This is a genomic window from Nocardia vinacea NBRC 16497 (genome assembly GCF_000308835.1).
GTDB classification, from domain to species: domain Bacteria; phylum Actinomycetota; class Actinomycetes; order Mycobacteriales; family Mycobacteriaceae; genus Nocardia; species Nocardia vinacea.
This window is the reverse complement of the sequence record NZ_BAGN01000335.1, coordinates 1-2,713: the sequence shown is the minus strand read 5'-3', so window position 1 is coordinate 2,713 and position 2,713 is coordinate 1. Positions and strand designations below refer to the sequence as shown.

Sequence of the window (2,713 nt, the reverse complement as noted above, 5' to 3'; positions counted from 1 at the left end):
TAGTGACTCCGCGGAACCTTCCGCGAGGTGAACCGTGCTCCGGCCGTCCTCGAGGGCCTGATCGTCGATGGTGAGCAGATCGGTAGGCGCGAACCAGTCGGCGACCGCCTGCACCCGACTCGAATACCCGGCGCTGCCCTCGGAACCTTCGAGTTCGGCGACACCACCCGAGGTGCCCAGCATCGCCGCGATGTGGCCGCCAGCCGAATCTCCCCATGCCGCAATATGATTCGTGTCGATAAGATACCTGTCGGCATTCGCGCGCAACCACCGCACCGCAGCTTTCGCATCAACAATCTGGGCAGGCCATTTTGCCTGACGGCTGAGCCGATAGTCCACGCTGGCCACCGCGTAACCCGCCGCGATCAACTGCGCGAACGGCGTGCGCTCATCGGCCTGCCACCCCAGGTTTCGGTAATTCTTGCGTGAACCACTTGACCATCCACCGCCATGGAAATACAGCACCAGCGGCGCTTTTGCTGTGGTGGCGGGCAGATACAGATCGAGCCGCTGGTCATTGCCGTCAACCACTGTGTAGACCAGATCGGGAAAGATCCGCCCGAGTTCCGCGACAGGCTCGCCCATACACGCCGACGCCGCGATAACGGTTGACAGGATCGACACCGCCGTAACCGCAAGACGGGCTCTCGGCATCATGGCCGAGCACACTGCCACAGCACAGCGACCCACCTGCTACGCCACGCCGGGGACCGACTCACGGTAGACGCTGACGTAAAACCACCGATAACCCGAACGCGTCGGCGATCACCCCGGCAGCCAAGATCATCCAGGCCGTTGGCGTTGCCCCGGACTGTGTCGTAACCGATCTGGTCACTCAGCGTGCCGTAGGCCTTGCACAAATCCGCCAGACTCGACGCCGTGAAAGAGCCGCCACCGGACAGATCGGCGATCTGCCGTAACACGGCATCATCAACCGGCACCGGCACCTGATCCGGGTACCGCAGTCCACGAGAGCGAGGTCGACCAACGCTTGGACGGGTGGTTCTTTTGCTGTGTGCAATCCCGCACGCACCAACGCCGGACGCCACCAGCGACCGAAACAGGGTGCGCCGCAATCCGCGAGAGCAGGTCGATTCCGCGAGTTGGCTACCTTGATGTGTCTGCTGTGCCACGCTGGAAGCGTGAAACGCTGGTCGGTTGCTGTGCTTGCGCAGGCGACCCCGCACCAGGACACGCGGCCGAAGGCCGCGCACCTCAGCGCGCAGCGCTGGAGAAGACTTCCCGGATTCTGATCTTGTGCCTGGTCGGCGTGCGAAAATCTGGAGAAAACCCCAGCACCGAACCGAAACAAGGAGTCTCAACTTTTCGCAAGCCCACCCACCCCAAGTATCCGGGGGCGGGGTGAAAAGACAAAAGACTCTGGTTGCGTTGGGTGGGTATCGGTGGGTTTGCGAGTTGGTTGCATAAGGGACGTTTCCGGCGCGCTTCGCTGCCGCTTCCAGTTGGACGGCTCGAGTGCATCGGGTGCGGTCTACAGATACGCGGCTCGCGTTGTCAGCTCTGCCGATGACAGCGGCGCACGGCACGGTGGTGGGTGCGCGAGCTGGCGCTCACGGGACAGCCATGCGCGACCTCCGGTCGCGTGGCCCTGGGTGGGCTGGCCTGCATTGTGATCACGCGCCCCTCACGCCTCAAGGGCGCTACGCGTCGGCTTCGCCGATGGCTGGCGGCCACCCTTGACCCGTGAGCCTCGACGCGCGAAAGGCAGGCCTTAACGGGCAGGCGGTGCCTGCCCGCCTTCCCGTGCAGGCCAGCCCACCCAGGGCCAAAACCCCTTCGTGCTGGCTTTCCGCTGCTCATCTGTTAGGTGTGGCATTCTCGTTCCGCCGTCGAGGCGGCTATCCGCTGTTGTCGGTGCCTGGCAGTACAGTGGCGGCACTGCGAAGGTCGCGGGTTCGAGTCCCGCTGGGTCCACTGCAAGGGCTCGTAGCTCAGTTGGTAGAGCGTCGCATTGATCGCAGGGCTCGAAGCCCGCAAAGACCGGTCCGTGCCGACCGCTGCCAGTGGGCAGCGGAGAGCATGGATTTGTGTCATGGCGTTATCTGGAACGCGCCATGGATTGGCGGTCAGCTGCCATCAGGCCGTCGAGGTTGTGTTTTGTCCTGGTCCCGGAACCAATCGAGGCCTTTGCGAGAAGACAGGGTTTGGGGGTGGTTGGCCCCCAAAACTCGTTCCTGGGCAGCAATGACGCGCTCCTGCAACGTGATCGCCTCGTCGAGTCGACCTGCGGAGGAGTTGACGTAGGCGAGGTTGCTGAGGGAGAGGATGGTGTGGGGGTGGTCCGGACCCAGGGTTCGCTCACGATCGGCGACGGTGCGCTCGAACAGCAGTAGCGCCTCGTCCAGTCGACCTGCAGAGGTGTACGCGGCGGCAAGGTTGTTACGACTGGTGAGGGTGGAGGGATGGTCCGGGCCCAGAATTCGTTCACTGTCTACGACAGTGCGCTCGTGAAGGGCCATGGCTGTAGCAAGGCGGCCTGCTGATTCGTAGGCGGCGGCAAGGTTGTTTCGAGTGGACAGGGTGTCGGGGTGATCAGCACCCAGGATCCGTTCACGGTCGGCGAGCGTGCGCTCGAGCAGCAGTGTCGCATCATCGAGTCGACCCGCTGATTCGTACACGCGCGCGAGGTTGTTTCGAGTGGACAGGGTGTCGGGGTGATCAGCACCCAGGATCCGTTCACGGTCGGCGAGCG

At 63.7% G+C, this 2,713-nt stretch carries 2 protein-coding genes; both read right to left on the bottom strand.

Annotation, left to right across the window (positions count from 1 at the left end):
• On the bottom strand, positions 1-624 hold a 624-nt coding region (locus ON44_RS33830), incomplete at its 3' end, for an alpha/beta hydrolase (RefSeq protein WP_169338124.1).
• Between the two features lie 1,463 nt (positions 625-2,087).
• Positions 2,088-2,713 (bottom strand): tetratricopeptide repeat protein (locus ON44_RS48775; protein ID WP_157187401.1); only part of this gene is annotated, 626 nt, incomplete at its 5' end.